This window comes from Kitasatospora sp. NPDC091335 (assembly GCF_044757205.1).
In the GTDB taxonomy this organism is placed as follows: domain Bacteria; phylum Actinomycetota; class Actinomycetes; order Streptomycetales; family Streptomycetaceae; genus Kitasatospora.
Window position 1 is genome coordinate 762,099 of sequence record NZ_JBIVUM010000001.1, and the last position, 23,658, is coordinate 785,756.

The 23,658-nt window shown below is 73.4% G+C and carries 33 protein-coding genes and 1 pseudogene; 23 read left to right on the forward strand and 11 right to left on the reverse strand.

Annotation, left to right across the window (positions count from 1 at the left end; genetic code table 11):
* The first annotated feature begins 108 nt into the window (after window positions 1-108).
* Together ACIQOW_RS03425 and rsgA are read left to right on the forward strand one after the other, a co-directional pair.
* Window positions 109-1,140, forward strand: coding sequence for a cytochrome c oxidase assembly protein (locus tag ACIQOW_RS03425; protein ID WP_401079270.1), 1,032 nt, complete (start codon window positions 109-111; stop codon window positions 1,138-1,140).
* Between the two features lie 389 nt (window positions 1,141-1,529).
* On the forward strand, window positions 1,530-2,693 hold the full coding sequence (gene rsgA, locus ACIQOW_RS03430; protein WP_401079272.1) for a ribosome small subunit-dependent GTPase A: 1,164 nt from the start codon (window positions 1,530-1,532) through the stop codon (window positions 2,691-2,693).
* A gap of 63 nt (window positions 2,694-2,756) precedes the next feature.
* Here the strand turns inward: rsgA and ACIQOW_RS03435 are convergent, their stop codons facing one another.
* A complete protein-coding gene (locus ACIQOW_RS03435; RefSeq protein ID WP_401079274.1) occupies window positions 2,757-3,215 on the reverse strand; it encodes an ASCH domain-containing protein in 459 nt (152 codons plus the stop codon).
* Between the two features lie 64 nt (window positions 3,216-3,279).
* On the opposite strand from ACIQOW_RS03435, the gene ACIQOW_RS03440 reads away from it, so the two are divergent.
* Window positions 3,280-4,968, forward strand: a complete 1,689-nt coding sequence (locus ACIQOW_RS03440; protein WP_401079276.1) for a DNA-3-methyladenine glycosylase 2 family protein — start codon at window positions 3,280-3,282, stop codon at window positions 4,966-4,968.
* Window positions 4,965-5,474 (forward strand): methylated-DNA--[protein]-cysteine S-methyltransferase, encoded by a 510-nt coding sequence (locus tag ACIQOW_RS03445; protein ID WP_401079278.1) that lies wholly within the window; start codon window positions 4,965-4,967, stop codon window positions 5,472-5,474. The genes ACIQOW_RS03440 and ACIQOW_RS03445 overlap by 4 nt, the downstream gene beginning before the upstream one ends.
* A gap of 94 nt (window positions 5,475-5,568) precedes the next feature.
* Here ACIQOW_RS03445 and ACIQOW_RS03450 read toward each other — a convergent pair whose 3' ends face one another.
* Together ACIQOW_RS03450 and ACIQOW_RS03455 are read right to left on the reverse strand one after the other, a co-directional pair.
* Complete coding sequence (locus ACIQOW_RS03450) at window positions 5,569-6,144, reverse strand: GNAT family N-acetyltransferase (RefSeq protein WP_401079280.1); 576 nt, start codon at window positions 6,142-6,144, stop codon at window positions 5,569-5,571.
* Window positions 6,145-6,187: 43 nt separating this feature from the next.
* Entirely contained in the window at window positions 6,188-6,706 is a 519-nt protein-coding gene (locus tag ACIQOW_RS03455; RefSeq protein ID WP_401079282.1) for a MarR family winged helix-turn-helix transcriptional regulator, read from the reverse strand.
* A 281-nt stretch (window positions 6,707-6,987) separates the two neighbouring features.
* Between ACIQOW_RS03455 and ACIQOW_RS03460 the strand changes: the two genes are divergently transcribed.
* On the forward strand, window positions 6,988-8,529 hold the full coding sequence (locus ACIQOW_RS03460) for an MFS transporter (protein ID WP_401079284.1): 1,542 nt from the start codon (window positions 6,988-6,990) through the stop codon (window positions 8,527-8,529).
* 84 nt (window positions 8,530-8,613) lie between these two features.
* Here ACIQOW_RS03460 and pth read toward each other — a convergent pair.
* The 4 genes and pseudogenes from pth to ACIQOW_RS03480 all read right to left on the reverse strand — a co-directional run.
* Window positions 8,614-9,176, reverse strand: a pseudogene (pth, locus tag ACIQOW_RS03465) (aminoacyl-tRNA hydrolase); the annotation flags it as partial.
* A gap of 331 nt (window positions 9,177-9,507) precedes the next feature.
* Window positions 9,508-10,140 carry a DUF305 domain-containing protein gene (locus ACIQOW_RS03470; protein ID WP_188295458.1) on the reverse strand — a complete coding sequence of 211 codons (633 nt, stop codon included), beginning with the start codon at window positions 10,138-10,140 and terminating at the stop codon, window positions 9,508-9,510.
* Window positions 10,141-10,250: 110 nt separating this feature from the next.
* On the reverse strand, window positions 10,251-10,916 hold the full coding sequence (locus tag ACIQOW_RS03475; protein WP_401079286.1) for a DUF3105 domain-containing protein: 666 nt from the start codon (window positions 10,914-10,916) through the stop codon (window positions 10,251-10,253).
* Window positions 10,917-11,017: 101 nt separating this feature from the next.
* Window positions 11,018-11,557 (reverse strand): hypothetical protein, encoded by a 540-nt coding sequence (locus ACIQOW_RS03480; RefSeq protein WP_401079288.1) that lies wholly within the window; start codon window positions 11,555-11,557, stop codon window positions 11,018-11,020.
* A gap of 316 nt (window positions 11,558-11,873) precedes the next feature.
* On the opposite strand from ACIQOW_RS03480, the gene ACIQOW_RS03485 reads away from it, so the two are divergent.
* Window positions 11,874-13,532, forward strand: a complete 1,659-nt coding sequence (locus ACIQOW_RS03485; protein ID WP_401079290.1) for a hypothetical protein — start codon at window positions 11,874-11,876, stop codon at window positions 13,530-13,532.
* A gap of 146 nt (window positions 13,533-13,678) precedes the next feature.
* On the opposite strand, the gene ACIQOW_RS03490 is transcribed toward ACIQOW_RS03485, so the two are convergent.
* The 4 genes from ACIQOW_RS03490 to ACIQOW_RS03505 form a co-directional block, all read right to left on the reverse strand.
* Complete coding sequence (locus tag ACIQOW_RS03490) at window positions 13,679-14,278, reverse strand: TetR/AcrR family transcriptional regulator (RefSeq protein WP_401079292.1); 600 nt, start codon at window positions 14,276-14,278, stop codon at window positions 13,679-13,681.
* 207 nt (window positions 14,279-14,485) lie between these two features.
* The gene (locus ACIQOW_RS03495; protein WP_401079294.1) at window positions 14,486-15,745 is read right to left on the reverse strand and encodes a hypothetical protein; all 1,260 of its coding nucleotides are present in this window, start codon (window positions 15,743-15,745) and stop codon (window positions 14,486-14,488) included.
* Between the two features lies 1 nt (window position 15,746).
* On the reverse strand, window positions 15,747-15,953 hold the full coding sequence (locus ACIQOW_RS03500) for a hypothetical protein (RefSeq protein WP_401079296.1): 207 nt from the start codon (window positions 15,951-15,953) through the stop codon (window positions 15,747-15,749).
* A gap of 107 nt (window positions 15,954-16,060) precedes the next feature.
* Window positions 16,061-16,381: a hypothetical protein gene (locus ACIQOW_RS03505; protein WP_401079298.1), complete on the reverse strand. Its 321-nt coding sequence runs from the start codon at window positions 16,379-16,381 to the stop codon at window positions 16,061-16,063.
* A 268-nt stretch (window positions 16,382-16,649) separates the two neighbouring features.
* On the opposite strand from ACIQOW_RS03505, the gene ACIQOW_RS03510 reads away from it, so the two are divergent.
* The 17 genes from ACIQOW_RS03510 to ACIQOW_RS03590 all read left to right on the forward strand — a co-directional run bounded on the left by ACIQOW_RS03510 (window position 16,650) and on the right by ACIQOW_RS03590 (window position 23,656).
* Window positions 16,650-16,892 carry a helix-turn-helix domain-containing protein gene (locus ACIQOW_RS03510; protein ID WP_401079300.1) on the forward strand — a complete coding sequence of 81 codons (243 nt, stop codon included), beginning with the start codon at window positions 16,650-16,652 and terminating at the stop codon, window positions 16,890-16,892.
* A 1-nt stretch (window position 16,893) separates the two neighbouring features.
* On the forward strand, window positions 16,894-17,142 hold the full coding sequence (locus ACIQOW_RS03515) for a hypothetical protein (protein WP_401079302.1): 249 nt from the start codon (window positions 16,894-16,896) through the stop codon (window positions 17,140-17,142).
* Between the two features lie 101 nt (window positions 17,143-17,243).
* The gene (locus ACIQOW_RS03520; RefSeq protein WP_401079304.1) at window positions 17,244-18,089 is read left to right on the forward strand and encodes a hypothetical protein; all 846 of its coding nucleotides are present in this window, start codon (window positions 17,244-17,246) and stop codon (window positions 18,087-18,089) included.
* Window positions 18,086-18,445, forward strand: coding sequence for a hypothetical protein (locus ACIQOW_RS03525; protein ID WP_401079306.1), 360 nt, complete (start codon window positions 18,086-18,088; stop codon window positions 18,443-18,445). The genes ACIQOW_RS03520 and ACIQOW_RS03525 overlap by 4 nt, the downstream gene beginning before the upstream one ends.
* Window positions 18,442-18,645 carry a hypothetical protein gene (locus ACIQOW_RS03530; RefSeq protein ID WP_401079308.1) on the forward strand — a complete coding sequence of 68 codons (204 nt, stop codon included), beginning with the start codon at window positions 18,442-18,444 and terminating at the stop codon, window positions 18,643-18,645. The genes ACIQOW_RS03525 and ACIQOW_RS03530 overlap by 4 nt, the downstream gene beginning before the upstream one ends.
* Window positions 18,642-18,818 (forward strand): hypothetical protein, encoded by a 177-nt coding sequence (locus ACIQOW_RS03535; RefSeq protein ID WP_401079310.1) that lies wholly within the window; start codon window positions 18,642-18,644, stop codon window positions 18,816-18,818. The genes ACIQOW_RS03530 and ACIQOW_RS03535 overlap by 4 nt, the downstream gene beginning before the upstream one ends.
* Entirely contained in the window at window positions 18,815-18,991 is a 177-nt protein-coding gene (locus tag ACIQOW_RS03540; RefSeq protein WP_401079312.1) for a hypothetical protein, read from the forward strand. The genes ACIQOW_RS03535 and ACIQOW_RS03540 overlap by 4 nt, the downstream gene beginning before the upstream one ends.
* Window positions 18,988-19,341, forward strand: coding sequence for a hypothetical protein (locus tag ACIQOW_RS03545; RefSeq protein ID WP_401079314.1), 354 nt, complete (start codon window positions 18,988-18,990; stop codon window positions 19,339-19,341). The genes ACIQOW_RS03540 and ACIQOW_RS03545 overlap by 4 nt, the downstream gene beginning before the upstream one ends.
* Window positions 19,341-19,520: a hypothetical protein gene (locus ACIQOW_RS03550; protein ID WP_401079316.1), complete on the forward strand. Its 180-nt coding sequence runs from the start codon at window positions 19,341-19,343 to the stop codon at window positions 19,518-19,520. The genes ACIQOW_RS03545 and ACIQOW_RS03550 overlap by 1 nt, the downstream gene beginning before the upstream one ends.
* Window positions 19,521-19,528: 8 nt before the next feature.
* The gene (locus tag ACIQOW_RS03555; RefSeq protein WP_401079318.1) at window positions 19,529-19,852 is read left to right on the forward strand and encodes a hypothetical protein; all 324 of its coding nucleotides are present in this window, start codon (window positions 19,529-19,531) and stop codon (window positions 19,850-19,852) included.
* Between the two features lie 2 nt (window positions 19,853-19,854).
* On the forward strand, window positions 19,855-20,406 hold the full coding sequence (locus ACIQOW_RS03560) for a WhiB family transcriptional regulator (protein WP_401079320.1): 552 nt from the start codon (window positions 19,855-19,857) through the stop codon (window positions 20,404-20,406).
* Between the two features lie 70 nt (window positions 20,407-20,476).
* A complete protein-coding gene (locus tag ACIQOW_RS03565) occupies window positions 20,477-20,695 on the forward strand; it encodes a hypothetical protein (protein ID WP_401079322.1) in 219 nt (72 codons plus the stop codon).
* A gap of 87 nt (window positions 20,696-20,782) precedes the next feature.
* Window positions 20,783-21,727 carry a hypothetical protein gene (locus tag ACIQOW_RS03570; RefSeq protein ID WP_401079325.1) on the forward strand — a complete coding sequence of 315 codons (945 nt, stop codon included), beginning with the start codon at window positions 20,783-20,785 and terminating at the stop codon, window positions 21,725-21,727.
* A complete protein-coding gene (locus ACIQOW_RS03575) occupies window positions 21,724-22,341 on the forward strand; it encodes a hypothetical protein (protein WP_401079327.1) in 618 nt (205 codons plus the stop codon). The genes ACIQOW_RS03570 and ACIQOW_RS03575 overlap by 4 nt, the downstream gene beginning before the upstream one ends.
* Window positions 22,342-22,352: 11 nt before the next feature.
* Window positions 22,353-22,643 carry a hypothetical protein gene (locus tag ACIQOW_RS03580; RefSeq protein WP_401079329.1) on the forward strand — a complete coding sequence of 97 codons (291 nt, stop codon included), beginning with the start codon at window positions 22,353-22,355 and terminating at the stop codon, window positions 22,641-22,643.
* Between the two features lie 9 nt (window positions 22,644-22,652).
* A complete protein-coding gene (locus ACIQOW_RS03585) occupies window positions 22,653-23,024 on the forward strand; it encodes a hypothetical protein (protein WP_401079331.1) in 372 nt (123 codons plus the stop codon).
* Window positions 23,021-23,656, forward strand: a complete 636-nt coding sequence (locus ACIQOW_RS03590; RefSeq protein WP_401079333.1) for a hypothetical protein — start codon at window positions 23,021-23,023, stop codon at window positions 23,654-23,656. The genes ACIQOW_RS03585 and ACIQOW_RS03590 overlap by 4 nt, the downstream gene beginning before the upstream one ends.
* Window positions 23,657-23,658 lie beyond the last annotated feature (2 nt).

Below are 23,658 nucleotides of genomic sequence, written 5' to 3' on the forward strand. Positions count from 1 at the left end.
GTGGGCCCCGCGCGCGCCGGGGCCGTCGGGGAGGGGCAGCATGGCCGGGCGCCGGGGCGTCCCGGCGGTGGCGTTCCGGAGCGGCCGGGGACCACCGGAACGAGCGGGGTGAGCGGACGGATGGACGTGGCGGTGCACGGTGCGGCGGGCGGTCCCGCCGCGGTGCTCGCGTACGGCGGGCCGCCGCCGTGGCGGTGGTCCGACCTGGCCGGGTCCTGGACGGCCGAACCGCTGGTGCTCGTCCTGTCGGTGCTGCTCGGCACCTGGTACCTGGCCGCGGTGCGCACCGTCCGGCGGAACGGCGGCGGGCGCTGGCAGCCCACCAGGACCGCCGCCTTCCTGGGCGGGCTGCTGCTGTGGGTCTGGTGCACCTGCTCCGGCCTCGGTGTGTACGAGCGGATCCTCTTCACCGACCGGGCCGTGCAGGTCGTCCTGCTGCTGATGGTCGTCCCGCTGCTGCTCGCGCTCGGCGCGCCGGTCTCGCTGCTGGTCTCGGCGGCGCCGGCGGCCCGGCGGGAGCGCGTCCTGCGGGCGCTGCGCAGCCGTCCGTCCAAGGTGCTGATGTTCCCCGCGGTCTCCACCGCACTGCTGATGGCACCGCCGTGGCTGCTCTACCTCACGCCCTGGTACGCGTGGTCGGTGTCCAGCGGGCTCGGGAACGCGGTGCTGCACCTGGCGCTGGTGCTGCTGGGCCTCGCGTACTTCTGGCCGCGGCTCCAGCTCGATCCGGTCGGGCACGAGTACCCGCACCTGGTCGGGCTGTTCATCACCTTCGCCGAGGTGATCTTCGACGCGGGGCTCGGGATCGTGCTGATCTACGGCGGGCACCTGGTCGCCGGGCACTACTACGTGGCGCTCGGGCGGCCGTGGGGGCCGAGCCCGGCGCAGGACCAGACCTGGGGCGGAAACGCGTTCTGGGTGCTCGGGGACCTGGTCGGGCTGCCGTTCCTGGCCGCGCTGGTGCGGCGGATGGTGGTGCAGGGGCGCGAGGAGAACAGGGTGGTGGACGCCGAGCTGGACGCCCGCTTCGAGGCGGCCGCCGTGCGGGCGCGGGCGGCCGGGCGGCCGGCGGAGGAGGAGACCGGGATGCGGCCGTGGTGGCTGGACGACCCGGATCTCGGGCGCCGGTACGGGGGTTAGAGCCCGTGCGGGGGACGGCTGGGCGACCGTTGTGGCGGGCCGGTGTGCTGGCGGGCCGATGCTGTGGAGGGCCGATGCTGTGGCGGGCCGATGCTGTGGAGGGCCAATTTTGCTCCGCTCGGGCCCTCCTGGCAGCCTCCGCATCGCGTTTCCGCAGGTCAAAAATGGGTTGGCCGGCATGCCCCGCTCCGCTAGCGTGTGACACGTCCGGTTCGGGAGCCGTTGGGCCGCCCGAGGAGTAGAGAGCAGGAGGTGAACCCCGTGGTCGTTGTCGCCCCGATAGCTGCCCAGGGCAGCACTCGCGTTCGCCTCCTTTTCCCGGCCGCCGGCTGAGCCCTTCGCGCCAGCCGTAGCCCGCCGGGACCATTTCCTCCCGAAGGGCCACTGCGTTGTTCAACGCTGCCTCCGTTCCGTCGTTCTCTTCTTCCTCCTCTGCTTCCGGGGCCTCCTCCGCTCTCGCCGCCTCCGCTCCCTCCGCCGACGCGTCGGCGCTGACCGGCTACGGCTGGACGGCGGAGCTCGCGGAGCTGTTCACCCCGTTCGGCGAGGCCGGGCTGCTCCCGGCCCGGATCGTCCGGGTCGACCGCGGCCAGTGCGACGCCGTGATCGCCGACCCGGAGACGGGCGAGCCGCGCACCGTGCGGTTCGACACCCGGCCGGTGGGCGATGCCGACATGATCAACTGCCCGTGCACGGGCGACTGGGCGGCGGTCGACCCGCACGCCCGGCCGATGGCCTCCGTCGCCGCGCTGCTGCCGCGCTCCACCGCGATCATCCGCAAGGTGGCCGGCAAGCGGTCCGACGGCCAGGTGCTGGCCGCCAACGTCGACACCGTGCTGATCGCCTCCTCCCTCGCGACCGATCCCGACCTCGGGCGGATCGAGCGCTTCCTCGCCCTGGCCTGGGAGTCCGGCGCCGATCCGCTGGTCGTCCTCACCAAGGCCGACCTGGTCGACGACGCCGACTTCATCCGGGCCGACGTCGAGGCGGTCGCCCCCGGGGTCACCGTGCTCGTGGTGAGCGCCGAGACCGGTGACGGCATGGACGTGCTCCGCGCCTGCACTCCGGGCACCACGGCGGTGATCGGCCAGTCCGGCGTCGGCAAGTCCACGCTCACCAACGCGCTGGTCGGCACCGAGGTGATGACCGTCCAGGAGGCCCGCGCGGTCGACCAGAAGGGCCGCCACACCACGACCACCCGCGAGCTGATCCCGCTGCCCGGCGGTGGCGTGCTGATCGACACCCCGGGGCTGCGCGAGGTCGGCCTCTACGGCGGCGAGGGTGTCGACCTGGCCTTCGCCGACATAGCCGAGCTGGCCGAGGAGTGCCGCTTCCACGACTGCGGCCACCACACCGAGCCCGGCTGCGCGGTGCGGGCGGCGCTGGCCGACGGCACCCTGCCGCAGCGCCGGATGGACAGCTACCTCAAGCTCCAGCGCGAGAGCGAGTGGATCGCCTCGCGCACGGACGCCCGGGTGGCCAAGGCGCGGTTGCAGAAGTGGAAGACGATCAACAAGTCGATGCGAGCCGCGGGAGGTCCGGTGAAGCGTTGATCCCGGGTACCGGCCGGCCGCCGCGCACGGGCCGCCGGCCGGTACCCGCCGGGCCCTCCCGGCTCAGCGGAGGTCGGTCACCAGGCGGAAGCGCTGCAGGACCACCGGAGTGGCGTCGTCCACGGTGAAACCCGGGTCACCGAGGGCGTCGAGGAGTTCCGGGCTGCGCCAGAATCCCTCGTGCACGGCGCGCCACTCGGCCACGCTGGTGCAGCCCTCGCCCTCGTCCAGGGCGTGCTGGAGGTCGACCTCCGCGAGCGGGACCACCCGGACGTCCGTGGTCTCGATCACGGCGACCCTGCGGCCGTCCGAGTCGAGGACCGCGGAGCGCTCGCCGGCCTGCGGCAGGGGCTCGTCCTCGTGCTCGTAGTCGGCGACCAGGCCCGTGGTGCTGGTCTTGGCACCGTCGAGGATCGCGGCGACCAGCTGGTCCCGCAGCGGGCCGGGGAACGCGAACTCGGACGGGGGCAGGGCGACGACGCGCGGGTCGTCCGGGCCGCTGTACGGGTGCTGCTCGCTCATGGGGCGAGAGTATCGGCGGGCCGTCCGGCGGGCCCGCGAATTTCGGGAGGAGCGATCAACGGCGATGTCCGATTTCCGCCAGTCACCCCTCACTCAGTGCCGCAAACTGGACAACGTGATCGACGACGACATCCGATACCGAGCCGTGGACAGCCGCGACTCCCGCTTCGACGGGGTCTTCTTCACGGCGGTCACCTCCACCGGCATCTACTGCCGTCCGAGCTGCCCCGCCGTGACCCCCAAGCGCACCAACTGCGTGTTCTACCCGAGCGCCGCGGCCGCCCAGGGGGCCGGCTTCCGCGCCTGCCGCCGTTGCCGCCCCGACTCCGTGCCGGGCTCGCCCGAGTGGAACCACCGCGCCGACCTGGTCGGCCGCGCGATGCGGCTGATCGGCGACGGCGTGGTGGACCGCGAGGGCGTCGACGGCCTGGCCGGCCGCCTCGGCTACAGCGCCCGCCAGCTGCAACGCCAGCTCACCGCGGAACTCGGCGCCGGCCCGATCGCGCTGGCCCGCGCCCGCCGCGCGCAGACCGCGCGCCTCCTCCTCCAGACCACCGAACTGCCCGTCACCGACATCGCGTTCGCGGCCGGCTTCGCGTCCGTCCGCCAGTTCAACGACACCGTGCGCGAGGTCTACGACCGCACCCCCAGCGGCCTGCGCGCCGAGGTCACCGCCGGCCGCCGCACCGCGACCCCGGCCGGCGGCCTCACCCTGCGCCTCGCCTACCGCGGCGCGCTCGACAGCGACCACCTGATCGACTTCCTGGCCCTGCGCGCCGTCCCCGGCGTCGAGGAGGTCGTCCCCGGCCCGCGTCCGGGTGTGCGCACCTACCGCCGCACCCTCGCGCTCCCCTACGGCCACGGCATCGCCGAGGTCGACGGCCTGGCGCGGGACGAGCCGCGCACCCGCGGCTGGCTGGACTGCCGGCTGCTGCTCGCCGACCTGCGCGACCTGCCGACCGCCGTCCAGCGCCTGCGCATCCTCTTCGACCTGGACGCGGACCCGCTCGCGGTCGACGAGCAGCTCGGCGCCGACCCGCTGCTCGGCCCGCTGGTCCGCGAGCGCCCCGGCCTGCGCTCGCCCGGCCACGTGGACCCGCACGAACTCGCCGTCCGCGCCGTGCTCGGCCAGCAGATCAGCGTCGTCGCCGCCCGTACCCTGGCCGGGCGGCTCGCCGAGAAGTACGGCACCGTGCTGCCCGAGCCCAGGGGCGGCCTGCGCCTGCTCTTCCCGACCGCCGCGGCCCTGGCCACCGCCGACCCGGAGGACTTCGCGATGCCCGCCGCCCGCCGCCGCGCGCTCACCGGTCTGTGTGCCGCGCTGGCCGAGGGCGTGGTCAGCCTCGACAGCGGGGTCGACCGGGAGGAGGCCGCCGCCCGGCTGCTGGACCTGCCCGGCATCGGTCCCTGGACGGTCGGCTACCTGCGGATGCGGGCCATGGCCGACCCCGACGTCTTCCTCCCGAGCGACGTGGGCGTCAAGCACGGCCTGCTGCGCCTCGGCGTCCCCGGCGACCCGAAGTCCGCCGCCCTCGCCGCCGAGGCCTGGGCCCCGTGGCGCTCCTACGCCGTCCACCGGTTGTGGGCGAGCGCCGCGAGCACCGGCACCGAACTCGGCGCCACCAGCAGCAACAGTGACACCAGCGACACCAGCGCGATCAGCGACATCAGCGCCAGCGGCAACACCAGCGCCAGCGGCGCCGCCGGCGCTACCAGCGCCATCAGCACCGGAACGGAGAACGGACGAGCATGAGCACCACCGTCTACACCACCATGGAGAGCCCCTTCGGCCGGCTGCTGCTCAGCGGTGTGCTGCCCGAGGACGGCGGTCCGGCCGCGCTGGCCACCGTCACCGTGCCCGGCCAGAAGTACGCGCTGGCCGAGCCCGCCGACGACTGGGCCCTCGACCCGGAGTCGCTGGCCGAGCCGGTGGCCCAGCTGACCGCCTACTTCGCCGGTGAGCGCACCGGCTTCGACCTCCCGCTCGCGCCCGAGGGCACCGAGTTCCGCCGCAGGATCTGGTCCGCGCTGGACGAGATCCCGTACGGCAAGACCGTCACCTACGGCGAACTCGCCGTGCTGGCCGGGCAGGAGCCGCGGATGGTCCGCGCGGTCGGCGGCGCGGTGGGCGCCAACCCGCTGCTGATCGTGCGCCCCTGCCACCGGGTGCTCGGCGCCAACGGTGCGCTCACCGGCTTCGCCGCCGGGGTGGACCGCAAGCGCTGGCTGCTGGAGCTGGAGAGCGGCACCCTGTTCTGACCGTCCTGGCCGGGCCGGAGGCCCGGGCCTGAGTTCGAAGGCCCGGGCCCCGAGCCCCGAGCGTCCGCCCGCCGGACAGCAGCGCCGGGAGCGCTCAACTCCGCAGATCCACCCGCCAGTTGTTGCTGCGCATGAACCGCCCGGGCGGGAACTCGAAGTCCGTCTCGCCGAGCAGGGTGAACCCGGCCTTCGCGCAGACCGCGTTGGAGGCGGGGTTGTCCACCGAGGGGAAGGCGTGGAGGTGGCGGTGCGCGGCCTCGCGGCGGGCGGCCGCGACCGCCGCCCGGGTGGCGGCGACCGCGATGCCCCGGCCCTGGAAGCCGGGCAGCACGTTCCACCCCATCTCGTGGACGGTCCGGCCCTCCCAGGTCCGGGTGCCGTAGCCGACCGTCCCCACCGCCTCCGTCCCCACCGCCTCCGTCGCCACAACCTCCGCCGCCGTCCCTGCCGCCGAGGCCCCCGTCGCCACGCCCTCGGGCAGCAGCACGATCCGGTACATGCAGCCGAGCCCGGACGGGACGAAGTCCAGGTAGCGCCGGTGCCGTACGAGCAGGTGTTCCTCGCTCTCCGGCCCGCCGACGTGCTTCTTCATCTCCGGAGTGTTGACCCGGCGCAGCAGTGCGAGGTCGCCGTCCGTCCAGGGCTCGATCCGTACCCGTGTGGTGGTCATGCCGGGGACGGTAGCTCCGGGCGCACTTCGGCGACCAGCGGTTTTACCCGGCCACGGACCCCTGCTCCGTCCCGCCGCCCGGCTGGGCGAGGGCGCGGGCGAGCTGTTCCAGCGCGGGCAGGGCGTCGACGACCGCCGCGCGGTCGTCCGGGTCGAGGGTGCCGAGCGCGGTGGCGATCCGGCGCTCGTGGGCGTGCTGCCAGTCGTCGAGCTGCCGCCGGCCGGCCTCGGTGAGGGCGATCCGGGCGGTGCGGCGGTCGCCGGGGTCGGCCTGGCGGTCCACGAAGCCGGCGTCGAGCAGCTTCCCGACCAGTCCGCTGACGGTGTTGGGTGCGAGCCGCTGCCGCGCGGCCAGCTCGCCGACCCGCAGCGGGGCGGCGGCCAGCGTCTGGAGGAGTTCGACCTGAGCCATCGGCAGGGACTCCCACGGGTAGTCGGTGCGGATGCTGCTGCGCAGCGCGCGACGCAGCCGGGTGACGGTGTCGGTCAGCCTCCGGGCGTGTTCGACCGCCGGGTCGGGGCCTCCGGTGGCGGGGTCGGGAACGTTGGGTGACGACGGCATGGCGGACAGCGTATCGCCTGGTACGGGTCGGTCCGGCGGCCGGTGCGGGCCCGGGGTCCGGGCTGTGGCGCGGGTCTGTCGCGGGCCTCGGAGGACCGGGTTCGGGGCTCCGGCGCGGGCTCCGGTGCGGGGGTCCGGCACGGGCGTCATCCGGTGTCCCGCCCGCGGCCCGCTCGACATCGGCCGGCGCCCGTCCGGCACCGTCCGCACCGTGAGACGAATCCTGTCGCAGGGCGACCTGCTCGTAGAGAGAACATATCTGTATCCGATATATTCGTGCCATGAACGCCACCGCCCTTGCCTCGCGGCTGCTCGCCGAGCGGCCCCGGCCCCGCGGCATCGCCGGCTGGCGCCACGCCCACTGGCTGGCCGTCGGCACGGTCTGTCTCGGTGCCTTCCTCGGTCAGCTCGACGCCAGCGTCATCGCCCTGGTGTTCCCCGCCCTCGGCCGCCACTTCGACGCGAGCTTCGCCGCCGTCGAGTGGGTCGCCCTCGCCTACCTGCTGGTCCTGGTGGCCCTGCTGGCCCCGATCGGCTGGCTCTCCGACCTGCTCGGCCGCAAGACGATGTACATCGGTGGCTTCGCGGTCTTCGGGCTCTCCTCACTCGGCGCCGGCTTCGCGGGCAGCCTCTGGGTGCTGGTCGGCTGCCGCGCCGTCCAGGCGGTCGGCGCCGCGATGATGCAGGCCAACAGCGTCGCCCTGGTCGCGCGCGGGGTCCCGGAACACGCGATGCGGCGGGCCCTCGGCATCCAGGCCTCCGCCCAGGGGCTCGGCCTGGCGCTCGGCCCCAGCCTCGGCGGGCTGCTGGTGGAGCACGCCTCGTGGCGCTGGGTGTTCTGGGTCAACGTGCCGATCGCCGTGTTCGGCATCCTGGCCGGCTGGTACCTGCTGCCGCGCACCCGTACGGCGGGCGTCGCGGCCGTCGTGCCCGGGCCCCGGCGCCGCGCCGCGGCCGACCGGGACGGGGCCCGTCGGCCCGCAGTCCGCCGACCGGCGGTCCAGCGGACCGCACCTCGTGAGGACGCCCGCTTCGACCTGCCCGGCATGCTGCTGCTCACCGGGGCGACCACCGCGCTGCTGCTCGCCCTGTCCACCGCCTCCGGTCTGCCGCTGCCCGGCTGGGCGACCGCCGCGCTGCTGCTCGCTTCCGCCGTCCTGGCCGTGGCGCTGGTGCGCCAGGAGCGGCGGGCCGCCCGGCCGATCCTGGCGCCCGGGCTGGTCAACACCCCGGGCGTGCGCTCGGGCCTGCTGGTCGCCCTGATCGGCTACCTGCTGCTGTTCTGCCCGCTGGTACTGGGCCCGGTGCTGCTCACCGGCGCCGGCATGTCGACGGCCCTCGCCGGCCTGGTGGTGACCCTGCTGCCCGCCGCGTTCGCGTTCGCCGCCACGGTCGGCGGCGGGCTGCTGCCCCGGGGCTGGTCGGACGTGGCCAGGTGCCGCTTCGGCGCGTTGCTCGCGGCTGCCGGACTGCTGCTGTTCGCACTGCTGCCGGCCTCGGGTGCGGCGGCAGCCCCGCTGCTGGTCGCCGGCTACGGGCTGGGCCTGCTGCTGCCCGCCAACAACGCGCTGGTGATGCGGGCGATACCGGCGGAGTGCTCGGCGGTCGGCGGCGGCATGGTGAACATGGCGCGCAGCCTCGGTACCGCGCTCGGCATGGCGCTGTCGGTCCTCGGTGTCCATCTGGCGGGCGCCGAGTCCGGTGGGCGGACGGTGCTGTTCGTCCTCTCCGCCGTCGCGGCGGCGGCCGCGCTGCTCACCAGGCCCGCCCGATCCGCCCGGGCCGCCGGGCGCACCCGGCTGGTCCGGTCCGCCCGGCCCTGAGGCCAGGGCCGCACCTCAGACTTCGGTACGGGCGTTCGCGGTGCCGGCAGTGTTGCCGCTGCCGACAGTGCTGCCGGTGCCGGGGGAGTTCAGGGCGTCCTGGGCCCGGTTCGGGCCACGCCGCACCAGCGCTTCCGGGGCGTCCGCACACCGGTCCAACTCGCCGGGCATGGCGGCGAGTTCGTCGTCCGAGAACCGTTTCAGCACGAAGTCCCCGACGCTCTGCCCCTTCGGCGGCCGGCCGATCCCGAACCGCAGCCGGACGAAGTCCCGGGTGCCGAGCCTCTCGCCCACCGAACGCACCCCGTTGTGGCCGCCGGGGCCGCCGCCGCGCTTGAGCCGGGCGGGAAGTCCAGGTCGTCCTGCACCACCACCAGCCGTTCGACCGGGACGCCGTGGCGGCGCAGCAGCGCGGCCACCGGGCGACCGGACAGGTTGATGGACCACAGCGGCTTGGCCAGCAGCACCCGTCGGCCGTCGACGCCGATCTCGGCCACCAGCGTGGCGATCCCCCGGCGGCGGAACCGGGCGCCGTGCCGCTCGGCCAGCCGGTCCACGGCCAGGAAGCCCGCGTTGTGCCGGGTCAGCCGGAACCACGGGCCGGGGTTGCCCAGTCCGGCGATCAGCCAGGGGGCGTCGGGGGTCATGCGGAGTTCTCCGGAAGAGGCGGGGAGGAAGGACGACGGACGGCCGGGGGGCCCCCCCCCCCGCCCCGGCCCCCCCCCCCCCCCGGGCCGGCGGCCCCCCCCCGGGCCGCGCCCGGCGGGGGCGCCCACCCGGCGGGGGGGGGGGGGGCTATGGGTGGTGGGGGGGGGGGGGGGGGGGGGGGCGGGCGGGGGGGGCGGGGGGGCGGGGGGGGGGGGGCGGGCCCCCCCCCCCCCGGCCCCCCCGCCCGGCCGGGGAACACGCACGACGTACCGGCCGCACCGGCCGCACGGGACGTGCGGACCACGCGGGCCGGGCTCCGGGCGGGACCGCTCAGGAGGCGGGCGCGCCGGGGGCGGCGCCGCGTTCCTGGAGCATGTCGGTCATCAGCTGGAGCTCGGAGTTCTGCGCGACCACCATCGACTGCGCGAGCCGCTTCTCGGTGTCGTTCCTGGCCAGGTCGACGTAACCCTGGGCCATCTCGACGCCGCCCTTGTGGTGCTCGATCATCAGCTGGAGGTAGTAGACCTCGGCATCCCGCCCGCTGAGCGTGCGCAGCTTCGCGATCTGGGTGTTGGTGGCCATGCCGGGCATCAGCGAACCGTCGTGGGCCTGGTACTCGTGGCCCATCTTCATCCACGCCATCGGCGTGGCGGTCGAGTGCTGGGTCAGCCCCCACTGGTCCAGCCAGCCCATCATCATCCCGCGCTGGTTGGCCTGGGTGTTGATGATGTCGAAGGCCAGGGTGCGGGTCGGCTCGTCGCCGGTGCGGTCCCGGACGACGAACGACAGGTCCACCGCCTGCTGGTGGTGGGTCGCCATGTCGCGGGCGAACCCGGCCTCGGGCGAGTCGTCCGCCGGGACGGACAGCGTGGACGAACCGGACGCCGAGGTCCCGCTCGCCACCAGGGCCGGCACCCCGAGCGCCAGCGCCACGGCGGCGGCCAGCGCGGCCGGCCACCACATCCGCCGCCGGCGCGGGGCCTGGACCCCGGCCTCCCCGGCGGCGTCGGCCGCGTCGGCCGCGTCCGCCGTGTCCTCCGGCACGCTCCCGTCGGGGTGGCCCGCGTCGGCGGTCACATCTGCCCCATGGTGCAGGAGGCGCCGGGCTCCTGGGTCTGCTTGCCCTGGACGTACTTGGTGAAGAACTGCTCCACCCGCGGGTCGCCGGCGCTGTCCACGATCAGCTGGGTGCTCCAGGCGTTCAGGGTGATGGTGCCCTCTTCCTCCATGTACGGGCTCATCAGCGAGTACGGGGTCTTCTTGACCTTGTCGGAGAGGGTCTTGATGTCGTCCGGCGTGGCCTTGCCGTTGTAGGTGACCCAGACCGCGCCGTGCTCCAGCGAGTGGACGGCGCGCTCGTTCTCGACCGGCTGGTCGTAGACGTGGCCCATGCAGTCCGCCCAGATCGCGTTGTGGTCGCCGCCGACCGGCGGGGTCATCGGGTAGGTGACCTTCTCCTTGACGTGGGTGCGGCTCAGCTCGCCGAAGGTCTTCACGCCGGGGATGTCCGCGCTGGCGGCGGTCTCCTTGTCCTTCTTCTTCTGGTTCTGGTCCATGACGATCCAGGTACCGGTGGCTATCGCACCGATCACCAGCACGCCGGCCGCCACCGAAGCGACGATCTTGTTGCGGCGCTCGCGGCGCTGCTCGATGGCGCGCAGCTCGGCGATGCGGGCGCGACGGTCGGAGCTGCCCTGCTTGGCGCCGGGCTTGTTGGACTGCTTGGAGGCGGAACCCATGGTGGTCGTCCTTGTCCCCGCCGCACCGGTCGGTGGCGGCGGTCAGCTGGAGTGGGAGGAGGGGCGGATCCGTCGGCGACTGTGCCGACGGCGGGTTCCGCTCAGGACCGGTGGACCTGGAGTTCGTGCAGGTCGGGAACCGGGTGCGAGCCGTCCAGCAGACCGGTGGCCACCACCCGGGGCGGCGCCTCGGGCGCGGCCGGGGTCAGTGGCGACACGGCGGGCTGCGGCTGCGGCGGCGGGTTCGGCAGCTGGGCGTCCTGTGGACAGAACGGGTGGCTGGAGCAGCCGTTGTTGCGCGGCGGCTCGCCGTCCGCGGTGCAGAGGATCCAGTGCCCCTGCTCCTCGGCCGTCCGGTGGTGGTCGGAGGACTTCCCGGCCTTGGTGACCTTCGCGGCGTGACCGGTGCGACTGGCCTGCCCGGTGGCGACCTGGACGCTGACCACGTTGAGCACGGTGACGGCGCTGACCGGGGCCTGGGGCGGCGCCGGATGGCCGGGGCCGTCCACCGCCTTCGCCTGGCCCGCACAGGGCAGCAGGGTCAGCAGGGCGGCGAGCAGCAGGACCAACAGCGCACCCGCCGGGCGGCCCGCGAACGCGGCCCTCCCCGGTCGGGGCAGGCTGGGGGCCGACGCGGTCATGCGCACATTTAATCAGCCGAACGAGTGATGCGATGCCCCCCATCGGCCCTCATTTTCGGAGGCCCGCGCGCCCGGATGACCAGGAAACGCCCCGCTCCGGACACATCCGGCAAGCACGGACGGAACGGATGCGGACGAACCGGTGACGAGCCCGGTGCGGGCCGGCGAACCGGCTGGTGAACGCGGTGGCCGGGATGTTCCGGTGGGTGACCGGTTGTCGCCGAAACCCGGACAGGGTCCTCGCAGGTGGAGAACAATGTCGTCCAGCCCGGCCCGCCGGGGGCGGCGCGACCACGGAACGACCAGGAGCCGCCAGATGAGCAAGCAGGGTGCACCCGCAGAGCCGCACCGGCCGGACGACGGCTGGTGGGACGCCGTCTACGACGGTCCGGCGGGCACCCTCCCGGACACCCCGCACGCCGACCCGGGGGACGGCAGCGTGGACGACTGGTTCGACACGGCGGCCGGCCTGATCGGGCAGCAGCGTTCGGCGGAACCGGTGCTGGAGCCGGAACCGGTATCGGAGCCGGAGTCGGTTCTGGAGCCGGCGGTGGCGGCTGCGGCGGAGGAGGTACCGACGGCGGCTCCGGGGAGCCGGGGCGGCGGAGCGGACACCCGGGACAGCATCGACGACTGGTTCGACACCGCGGTCGGGGTGATCGGCGGGGCGGCGGGGATCGGGCGTCAGCGGACCTCCACGGAGACCCACCAGTTCCCGGCCCCGGCCTTCGCCGACGACGCTCCGAAGGCGTCGCGGGAGCCGGAGCCGGAGCCGGAGCCGGAGCCGAAGCCGTCGCCTGAGCCGGAACCGGAGCCGGAGGCCGTACCGGTCCCGCTGGAGAAGTCCGTACCGGCTCCCGCTCCCGAGCCGGAGCCGATCGTCGAGCCCGAGCCCGAGCCCGAACCTGAGGCCGAACCCGAGCCCGCTGCCGCCGAGGAACCCCCGGGACCCGAGCCGGAACCCGTCCACACCCCGGAGCCCGACCCGGAGCCCGCACTCCCCGCCGCGACCGTCCCCGACCCCCGGCTGGCCCTCCGCGCGCCGCTCGCCGACGGCGGCGCCGCGGTCCCGCACGTCGGCGAACGCCCCCCGACGTACGGACCCGAGCCGACGGCCGTACCCGAGGCGGACCCCGGCGCACTGCGCGCACTGGTGCCGGACACCGTGCTGGAGGGCGCGCAGTACGGGTCGTCCGTGCTGCGCGCCGCCTCCGTCCGGGGCGACTCCGCGCGCTACCGGGGCGAGTCGCGCCGCGACACCCTGCTGGTCACCCGGTTCGGCGACGGCCCCGACGGACTGCTGCTCGCCGTCCTCGGCGGCTTCGACCGTACGGGCGTCGCCGAGGACGAGGCGGTCGCCCCGGAGGCGGTCGCGGCCGCCACCGGGGAGGCGTGCCACCAGCTCGCCGCCGCGATCGGACGCAGCCGGGCCGGTCTGGCCGCCGACCTGCGCGACGGCGCCCGCGACCGGCTCCGCTACGGCCTCCAGCGCCTGGCCACCGGTGCCGTCGCCCCGCTGCGCGCCCTGTCGCCCCGGGGGGAGGGGGACGACACCCCGTCCCCGGCGTCGCTGCACTGCCTGCTGGTGTCGCTGGACCCGGAGGCCGGCTACCGGGTGGCCTTCGGGGTCGGCCCCGGCGGGCTCTACCTGCTGCGCTCCGGCCACTGGATCGACGCCTACGCGGCGCGGCTGCTGCACCACCCGGACGGCCCGTCGCCGGTCCCCGACGTCCCCGTCCCCGGGCCGCGCCCGTTCCGCTTCCGGCTCGTCCCGGCGACACCGGGCGACATCCTCCTCCTCTGCGCCCCGGGTCTCGCCCGTCCCGTCGCCGACGAGCCGGCCGTCGCCCACTTCCTCGCGACCCACTGGGCCCACCCCCACCCGCCGGGCACCGTCGACTTCCTGCGGCAGGTCCAGGTCCGCGCCAAGGGCTACGCGGACGACCGCACGGCCGCCGCCGTCTGGACCGAGTGAAGGCGGGCCGGTCCGCGGAATCCGTCCCCTGCCGCCGCTGCCCGCACGAGAGGTCGGCCCCGTCGGACTTCTCGCACACGGGCCTGAGGCGATCCCGCTGCCGCCCGCCGACGCGCCGGAAGTCGGCCGGGCCGACTTCTCGCGCCTCAGGTGCGCAGGAGGATGCCGGTGACGGCGGTGGCCTGGGTGAGGGCGGTGGGGCGGTGGGCGTCCGGGAGGCCGATGGCGATCGGGACGGCGAGGCCGTCGAGCAGGGCGCGGATCTGTAGCGCGCGGTCGGCGGCCGGGCCCGGGGTGAAGTGGCCGGTGCCGGCGCCCCCCTCGATCAGGGCGACCAGGTCGGCCTGCCAGGGGGCCTCGATCTCCTGCTGGCCCCGGCGGATCTCGGCGCTGGCGGGGGAGCGGCCCCAGACCTCGACCCAGAGGATCCAGCGCGGGTCGCCCGCCCCTTCCGGCAGGTAGAGGCGCAGGTAGGCGTCGAGGCGCTGCCAGGGGTCGAGGGCGGTGTCGGCGAGGGCCACGCGGCGGCGGGCGCCGAGCTGGTCCTCGCTCCAGCGGAGGGTCTCCAGCAGCAGCTGGTCCTTGCTGCCGAAGTAGTAGAGCAGGTGCCCGGCGCTCATCCCGAGCTGGTTGCCGAGCCCGGCCATGGTGAGCCCGGCGAGCCCGTGTTCGGCGATCGCGGCCCGGGCGGTGGCGAACACCTCCTCGCGGGGGCGGGCCGGCCGGCGCGGGCGGGGGTCGGCCATCTCTCGTGCTCTCCCTCGGTGGAACGGAGTTCAGCAGGCTACCGGAGCGGGCGGAAGAACCGTCCGCTCCGGTGGCCGGATCAGCGGGTCAGATCGCCGTCGGCTGCTGCTGGGTGATGCAGTGGATGCCGCCGCACTACCCTCGCCGTGGTCTCTGACCAGGGGTCCAGTCAGCCACTCAAGATCAACTGGGAGTCATTTGGGAGATCATTTCCGAGCCTTCTCCCACCGTTCCTGTAGCGACTTGGCGATGCTCTGCTCCATGGCAGGAGTAACAGCAGCGTACACATCCTCGACCCCCTGCATCCGGTGGCCCATGCGCGTCTCTACGGCGACCCGAGAGTGGTGGCCGTCCTCGTCGAGCCATCGCTTCATCGCGTGCCGAAGCCAGTGCGGGACCGTGTCCTCCAGGCCGTCGAGCGGCTCGATCGCGGGGCGGTGGAAGTCGGCCCGCGCGGTCCGTTCCTCCGAACCCTGGATCACGGGTTTCCAGATGTAGGTTGAGAAGTCGGTGAGGAGCAACGGCCCACCTGTGAGCGACGGGAACGCCCACTCGCTGTCGTGGGACGCCAGGAGCTCGGCCAGCAACTCGGCCAGGAACGGCGGCAGAACGAGATCCCGCACGGACCCGTACTTCGGCAACGTCAGCTCGGGCCGGCGCTTGCCGCCCTCTGGGGGCCGCACGTACTGGTGCTGCCACTGCACGCGCAACGCCGGCAACTCGGCGTAGCGCTCCTGGGCGGCCTTCACCCGTTTCCGCTCCGCGGCCTTCCCTGCTGGGTTGTCGGGCCACCCCGGGTCGGAGGCCGGCCAGTTCGGGTAGCACCACTCCCTGCGGAGCCCGTACAGCTCGCCCTGGCGCAGGCCGCAGTACGCCTTCGTCAGCATCGCCGCGTATCCGGGCAGACCCCAGACGGCGCGAGCGTTTTCGGCAATCTGCTGCACCTGCCTGGGGGTGAGTGTGGGGATCTCCGGCCGCACCGGCGCCACGTACCGGCCCCGGCGCCGGTTCACGTCCGGGAGCGGCGAGACCTTCAACAGTGGCGGCCGGTGCGCTACTGCATCATCGACGATCATCCGGAACAATTGGATGACGACTGACGAGAAGTTGACGGACAACTCCTTCCGCGTGGCCTTCTCCCATACGAGGTAGGCGCTGGTGGTGATGTGGGACAGAGGGACATCACCCCACCGCAAGTTCAGTCGGCGGATGCGTTTGGCGTAGTTGTACTCGGTGTCGGGGGAGACGTCGATCGTCGCCAGCCAGCGGTCAGCCCACTCGGCGAACGTCATGGACTCGCCAGCGGAGGGGTCGAACCAGTCGCCGCGGCGTACGTCGGTCTCCTGGGCCTGCCAGTAGGCGTCGGCCTGGGCCTTGGTCAGGAAACCGGGCTCGGAGTCGTACTTGCCGTTGGGCAGCTTGAATCGCGCGCGCCAGGTGCTACCGCGCTTCTCGGACCATCCCACGTCAGTTCACCTGCCGGTTGAGGCCTAGCGGGCAGGACGTGCAGGTACCGCAGTCGAGGCCCGCGCGTCGCAGGAGTTCGATCGCCTGCAGGGCGGCGGCGTCGTCGTGTTGAGCGCGCTCGGTGACGAGCGCGGTGATGGTTCCGTGAACTGCGCCGGCCCAGGCGATGAATGAGGGTCCGAGGTCGGCGGTGGTGCAGACGTGCATTGGCCCATCCCTGTGTGAGAGATGGCGCCCCCAAGTGGCGGTAATGATTCCACAAAATGACTAGCCGTGACTAGCCGTTTACCGCCCCACGCGGCCGGGTATGCCGGTCAGTCCCTCGGCAACAGGCCCTGTCGGCGCAACTCCTCGATCGCCCGCTCCTGTAGCTCCTGAATCTGGGCACCAGTCAGACCGGGGGCCGTCGCGATGGTCGCGTTCTGAATCGCCTGTCGCAGTGCGTCGCTACTCAGAGGTGCCTTCGAGAAGCGGGCCCCCTTGACTACCTCGGACGCCATGGGCGTGTAGTCCGGATCGTCGATTACTCGGGCGCTGGTGCCGAGCGGCCAGCCGAGCACCTCATCGACGCGAGCGTAGGTGACGTCGCGGACGGATTGCCCCTCTTCCACCCGGCGCCAGGTGGTGATGCTCATCTTCGCCTGACGTGCGCACGCGTCCCGAGAAAGGCGAAGTTCGGCGCGTCGGTGCGCGACCGTCTCAGCCAGTCGGTGCAGGCCATCAGCGTGTCCAGGCATGGAACACATCATGACAGGACCGTCTGGTCACTGTCAGGGCGGGATGTCATCTGGGCTTGTTTTCGCCCACGTTCTGCCAGCCGCAGGGGCGCGGAATGGGCCAGGAATAGCTACTAGTTGCGCGCTATCGCTAGCGGAAGCTGATGGAAGCTGATAGTTTCCTCTCATGCCCCAGCGATCCACTGTCGAGGTTGACGGCCCGGCCATCCGCACAATCCGGAAGCGGCGAGGCCTGGACATGAACACGCTCGCGAACCAGGTCGGTATCACCACCAACTACCTGTCGCGGATCGAAACGGGCACGCGTCGCCGGGTGCGGCCGAGCGTCTATGCCGCGCTCCGCCAGCACCTCGGCGTCAACCCTGACGAAATCCTCGCCCCGAGCGAGGCCCGCACCCAGAGGACCTGAGATGGCTACCGCCATTGCTCCCGCTCCGCAGGCCGTCGTTGAGCGCGGCCGGTTCTACACCGTCGAGGAGGCGGCCGCCGCCCTGCGGCTCGGCCAGCGCATCATCCGGGACGGCATCAACCACCACGGGTGGCCGCACAGCCGCATCGGCCGACGCCTGGTTTTGTCCGGCGACGACTTGCACGAGATCTACGCCCTGTACCGGGCGGTCTCCAAGGCGGCCACCCGCGGTCGCCGCCGCTCCGCCTGACCGACCCCGGACATGGGTCGGGCCGCCCCCGGTGGCACCCGGACGACGGCCCTTGCCCACCAGCACTGAACTCAACGAAAGAGAGGTGGACTGTGTCCATCTTGGCAGAGAACACCGAGCAGGTGTTGACCGAGTCCCGCACGATGCGCGCGGCGACGGTCGAGCGGACGGATGTCCTCACGAAGGTGAAGGCGCTCGCGCTGCTCCCGGACGGTGTGCACGCGACGACGGAGCTGGTCGCCAGCTTCTACGAGGTCGACGTCGAGACCATCAAGAAGCTCGTCCAGCGCAACCGTGACGAGCTGATCGAGAACGGGCTGCGCGTTCTGCGTGGCACCGAGCTCACTGCGGTGAGGGACACCTTGTCCCTCACCGGCGCCCGGAACTTCACGCTGTTCACTCGGCGGACGGTCCTGAACGTCGGCCAGCTGCTGACGGGTTCGGACGTTGCGCACCGGGTGCGTGAGTACCTGCTGAACGTCGAGGAGTCCGCGTCGACCGCGGCCCGGACGGACGCGGCGGACCGGGCGGAGCTCGCGGCCCTGCAGATGCGGGTGTTGGCGGCGGCCGGTGGGATCGTGGACGCGAAGTGGCTGGAGCTGAAGGCTCGCCACGTGGCGGCGCGGGCGCTGGGCGAGGAGCCGGAGGTCGACCCCGCAGACCGGCCGCTGTACGTACCGGAGTTCCTGAAGGCCAAGGGACTGAAGCGCGGCACCATCCTCAGCGTCCAGTCGTGGTTCGGTCGGCGTGCGGCGTCCCTGTACGAAGACGTGCACGGCCGGCGGCCGGGGATGCGTACGGAGGAGACGGCCCGCGGGTCGGTGCGGGAGACGGTGGCGTGGACGTACGCGGCGCTGCCGGTGTTCGAGGAGGTCTGGGAGCGGCACTACGCGGCCCAGTACCCGCAGGCCCCGGCCCAGCTGAGCCTCACCGGTGGTGCGGCGTGAGTGACACGGGCCTGAGTAGGAAGTACCTCGACGAGCTGCGGCTCTCCTACACCAGGGGTGAAAGCCACGAGGGCCGGATCATCCACGACCTGCTCGACGAGGTCGACGCTCTGGATGATGCGCTGCGCGCCTCGGAGGACGAGGTCGAGAGCCTGCGAGAGCGGTTTGGGCCCGAGGAGGCCGAGCAGGGCCCGGCGGCGGTGTCGGGTTCGGTGGCCGGGGCTTCGTCCGGCAAGTGGCGGGTCCGGTGGCGTGACGCCTCCGGTCGGCAGTACTCGAAGTCCTTCGACCGCAAGAACGACGCCCGTCACTTCCTCGCCGACGCGAAGCACTGCAGCCGGGGCGGCGACCGATGACAGAGTTGGAGCTGAACGCGCGGTTGGACGGTGTGCTCGCCGGGTTGGCGGTGCCGGCCGGACAGCTGGTGGTCGAGGACGCGTGGCTGGACCGGTTCTACGACGTGCTGAACGGCCGGGCGGACGCCTCGCTGCCGGTGTGGTCGCCGGAGACGGTCGCCCTGGTCGCCGAGTACGAGGCGCGGACGGGTGCGGCGTGACGGCCGACGGGTTGCCGGTGCGCACCGAGATGCGGGCGCAGGTCGAGCTGACCATGCGGTTCATGGACGAGCACGGCGACGACCCGCACGACTGGCCGCAGGCCGTGGTGTTCCGGTACGCGGCCGAGGTCGCGGCTCTGCGGGAACGGTGGCTGCGGGGTGAGGTTCGGTGACCGAGCCGAACGGCTGCGCGCACTGCGACATCGCGCTCCGCGAGCACTTCCGACGGTGGACGCCGCAGTGCGGCTGGCACGCCTGGGTGCAGCCCTCGACCGCCCAGATCCTCGCGCGGATGCAGGCCCGCAGGGCCGCCCGCCTCAACTCCCAGAACGGTGGAACCCGATGACCATTCCCCCCGCGCTGGCGACGATCGCCGCGCTGCACAACCTGCTGACCGAGCGGCCCGACCTGGCGGCCCTGCCGATCCATTGGACGGTCGCGCCGGACGGCTCCCTGACGGGCAACCCGCTGTACCTCGCCGAGGGGAGCCACGCCACCGTCCGGACGGTGGCAGCGGTGCTCGGCGCTGAGGTCCGCGAGTTCACGGTCACCGACTCTGGTGAGGTGCTTGCGGCGGTCGAGGTCAGCGGCGGGCGCCTCGGCAACGCGCGCGTCTGCTCCACCGGCTACGTGCTGGCCGAGACGCTGCTGTCGCTGGTCGGTCCGACGGTGTCCCGGCAGAGGAGGGCCTCCTGATGGCCAAGCGCACCATCACCGATGACGCCGGCACCCGCGAGGAGTGCACGCACTGCATCTACGGGTGGGACGAGCACACCGCCGAGGACGCCGAACGGCACCCGGAGTGGGACGCGCCGGTCGGGTACCCGTGGTGCTGCCCGACCGCGCAGGCCGAGTTTCGGGCGGGGGTGGCGTGATGCCGTGGATGTCCCGCCGCGCGTCGGCCGAGCAGGCCGCCGCGATGACCCGCCTCCGCGGCCAGATCGCCGAGCTGCGTGAGGACCTGGCGGAGCAGGGTCGCGCGAACGGGCGCCTCGCCGCCCGGGCCGTCGCCGCGGAGGCCGCGAACGCCGGCGCCGCCTTCGCGGTGCGCGCGGCCCACCGCGGCCAGCACGACGAGCACGCCCGGCTCCGCGCCGTCATCGACCAGCGCGACACCACCATCCGGGGTCTCGCCCGGCAGTTGGAGAACGCGCTCGGCTACACCCCCGCCATCGTCGAGCGGATCAACCGGGGAACGGAGCGGTGACCGTGGACCCGACGGACGGATGGCGCGTCCGGGCCGCCTGTGGCCCCGGCACCGGCCAGGACCCCGAGACCTGGTTCCCCGTCAGCTACAGCGACGCCACCGGCATCGCCCAGACCGCGTACGCCACGTCGATCTGCCACTCCTGCCCCGTCCGGACGCAGTGCCTGGCCGACGCCATGGCCATCGAGGGCAACCGCGGCGAGACCGGCAGGCACGGCATCCGCGGCGGACTGACCCCCGTGGCCCGGGCACGCCTCTACGCCCGGACCCGCCGCCCCGCCGAGCCTGGTGTCCCGGTCGAGGGGTGCGGGGACGCGGCCGGCTACCAGCGGCACCGGCGCGCCGGGACGACCCCGTGCGAGGCGTGCAGTGCCGCCGAGCGTGAGCGGGCCGCGCGGGCCGTCGCACGGCGTGAGCCGGCCGAGTGTGGGACCCGCGGGGGCTACCAGCGCCACCGCAGGGATGGCCAGGAGGCCTGCGACCCGTGCAGGGCCGCGAACGCGGCCGCGGACCGGCGTCTCGCCACCACCGGCACCACCAAGGCGGCGGCGTGACGGCCCTGGTCGCCGGCGCAGAAACGTCACTGCCGACTCCCTTCCCCAAACCCGACCCCCTGGAGATGTGATGAGCACCCCCGAGACCAACATCGTCGCCATCGACGGCCGCGACGCCCTGTTCTTCCTGATCGTCCGCCCCGGCACCCCGGGTCCCAGCGGGTCCGGCGTCGTCCTGGAGCACGGCGGCAGTGGCCTCACCAAGGCCCGGGCCGCGTACATCCTGCGCCAGGTCGCTGACCGACTGGAGGACGCGGCGGTGGCCGAGGTCCTGGAGCCGACGGACTGACCCGCCTGACCGCCTGGGGCGGGGCGACACAGTCCCCCGCCCCAGGCCACCAACCACCACCACTGAACTGCCCGAGAGGCCCGCCACATGCCGTGGTTCAAGATCGACGACAAGGCCCACAGCCACCCCAAGTGGTTGAAGGCCGGCAACGCGGCGATCGGCCTCTTCGTCCGTGCCGGCTCCTACTCGGCCCAGCACCTCACCGAGGGCATCGTGCCGGGGGCGGTTGCCCAGCTGTACGGCACCGCCCCGCAGGCCGCCAAGCTCGTCAAGGTCGGCCTGTGGCACGACAGCTCGCATGACTGCCCCCGCTGCCCCCAGGCCGCCGCCGGTGACTTCGTCATCCACGACTTCTTCGAGGACGGGCGGAACGTCACCAAGGCCAAGGACGAGGCGAACAAGAAGGCCGCCGCCGGTCGGGCCGCGAAGAGCCGCGCCGCACGAAACGCGAACCAAAACGCCAGCGAAAACGCTTCGAATCGTTCTCGTTTCGCCGACGAAAACGAAACGAATCGCGGACGGAAAGAACCGCACTTTCAGGACTCCGCAGCAGGTCAGAAGGGGTCGTCACACCGCACGCCTGCTAGCAGTGCTGCGGATGCCCATGCCACTACCACGCCTTACCCCGTTCTCTCCTTCGGAGAGAACGGGGCCCCTCCTACTACGGAGCGGGCAGCGGCCTACCCGGATCGTCTGACCGATCTGAAGAAGGCCATCGCCGCCGCCGGCATCGCCGGCATCGAGTGGCGGCTGCGCGAATCGCAGTGGGAGTACACCCGCCAGGCCGTCGAGCGCGTCGGCATTCCCGCGATGGTCGCCTACGCCGTCCGTTCCGCCCAGCTGAAGGGGGTGCCGAACGGGGCCAGCGCCTGGGTCGACGGCTGGACCTCGCTGGAAGCCACGCCCGAGAACGGCGTGACCTACCTGCCCGCTGTAGTCGGTCTCCCTTCAACCCCCTCCCGCACCGATCAGAAGGTCGCAGGCGGCCTGTCCCTCGCCGCCCGCCTCGCCGCCGAGGAGAACGCACGATGACCCCGTCCGAAGCCGCCAAGCTCCTCGCAGCCGCCGCCGTGTTCGACGGCCGTGACGCCGAAAGCGAAGCTGCGGCCCGGCTCTGGGCCGAAGCCCTCGCCGATGTCCCCGCCGACCCCGACACCTTCGCTTCCGTCACCCGCTACTACTCCACCCCGCCCGAGAACAGCGCCCGACGGAAGTGGCTGGAGCCCCACCACGTACGCACCATCCGTCAGGAGGTCCGCGACAGCCGCATCCCCGACGGCGCGTGCACCTACCCCGGCCAGCCCGGCGAGACCGGCGCCGAGTTCGTCGCCCGCCGCCGCCAGCAGCTCACCGCCATCGCCGACGGGCACCTCGCTGCCGAACCGATCCGGCAGATCAAGGGCGGACCCCACCCGTCCGTCGCCGACGCCCTCGCCGGTATCGGCCGGATGCCGGCCCACCTCCGCGAGGAACTCGCGGGACGAGGCATCACCACCCCCCGCGGCCGTTTCCCCGAGATCGCCACTCGGTGCCCGCAGTGCGGCGCCGAGCCCGGCAAGCCCTGCCGCCGGCCGAGCGGCAAGACGATCCGGGACGACACGCACAGCAGCCGCCGCGACGCCCACGCCCACCGCCCCGCCGCCTGAACGGATCCACCATGTCCAGCCCCCTGCTCCTGACCGTCACCCTCGACGGCGTCAATCACCCCCTCGCCGCCTGCCGCTGGGTCCGCTACGCCCCCAACGGCTGCGCCACCGGCAGCATGCTCGGCGACGAGGCCACCAGCCCCGAGACCGCCGCCACGACGTTCACCAGCACCCGGCGTGACCGCGAGCGCGAACACCGCCGCGGCGTCCGCTACCGCCTCGTCAGCCCCGACCAGTGGCACGCCACCGTCCGAGCCTGCCTGCTCGGCGAATGCGCCCACCACACCCGCCCCGCCGCCTGAGAGGCCCCCATGACCCACACCCCCGGCCGCGTCACCCTCACCGCCGCCCTGCTCGACTGGCTCCTTCAGCGACCCGGCCCGATCACCCTCACCACCGGCCACAGCGACCTGACCCACCAACACGTCCTCCGGGCCACCGTCCCCGCCCAGCCCCCGCGCACCACCCCGGCCACCGGCGGCCCCTGGCGGCACACCATCCCCGCCGCCGACGTTCCCGCCCTCCGCGCCTGGCTCGCCCGCCTCACCCCCGCCGCGCACGTCCGCATCGGCACCGCCCACCTCGCCGACGGCACCGGCCTGCTCCTCACCGCCCGCACCGGCACCCAGTCGATACGCCTCCACCAGCCCACCCCGACCACCACCGAGGAGACCACCCGATGACCCTCACCGCCGAGGCCTGGAACGCCCGCTACCCGATCGGCACCCCGGTGACCGCCTACCCCGACATCCGCCCCGAGTACGCCACCCAGATCGGCGCAACCGACTACCCGCGCCTGGAGACCCGTACCCGCTCCGTCGCCTGGAACCTCGGTCACGGCACCCCGGTCGTCGCCGTCGACGGCTACGCCGGCGGCATCAGCCTCGAACACATCGACCCCCACACCGAGGACACCCCGCCGACCCGGCCCGAACCCGCCGACCTCGCCACGGCCCTTGAGGAAGCCCACGCCAGCAGCACCACGCCGGTGGCCGCGGCCGACCCGATCGTGATCGACCTCGCGAACACCTGCCGACTCACCGACGCCAGCACCGTCTACCTCGCGTACATGGAGGACTCCGACACGTGGGACGGATGGGGCCTCTACGCCATCCTCCCGGACGCCCTCCAGGCCGCCGCCGCCGACTACGCCGACCACGAATACGGCTACCAGGACGAGCCCGACACTCCCCGTCCGGGCGTCCTCGCCTGGCTCCCGAACCCGCACCGCAAGTCCTGGCGGCTCACGGATGACGGCACCGACACCGGTGTCGTGGTCGACGCGACCCCCGTCCGCACCTTCCAGGAGGCCTGAGC